The sequence below is a fragment of the Psychrobacter sp. 16-MNA-CIBAN-0192 genome (assembly GCF_040309565.1).
Taxonomy (GTDB): Bacteria; Pseudomonadota; Gammaproteobacteria; order Pseudomonadales; family Moraxellaceae; genus Psychrobacter.
The window spans coordinates 1-244 of record NZ_JBEOOX010000620.1 but is presented as its reverse complement, the minus strand read 5'-3'; the positions used below and the strand labels follow the sequence as shown (position 1 = coordinate 244).

Here is a 244-nt window from a genome sequence, read left to right as displayed (position 1 = left end):
TGTGGGGCTGGTGGCTGGATCCGCCACCCGACATTCCCCGAACTTCACGTATAAGTTTTCCCTACATATTCCCCCATCGAACACCAAAAACCCCCCCCCCCCCCCCCCCCCCGCCCCCGGCCCCCCCCCCCCCCCCCCCCCCCCCCCCGCCCCCCCGCCCCCGCCCGCCCGCCCCCCCCCCCCCCCCCCAACACCCCGCGCGGGATGGCGGCGTTAAATCAAGCGATAGCAGACAGGAATAACC

1 protein-coding gene is annotated in these 244 nt (G+C 72.5%); it reads right to left on the bottom strand.

Features of this window, described 5'->3' with window-relative positions:
- Positions 1 to 61: 61 nt before the first annotated feature.
- A partial coding sequence (locus AAEY78_RS14610; protein WP_352340181.1) for a hypothetical protein occupies positions 62 to 244 on the bottom strand: 183 nt, incomplete at its 5' end.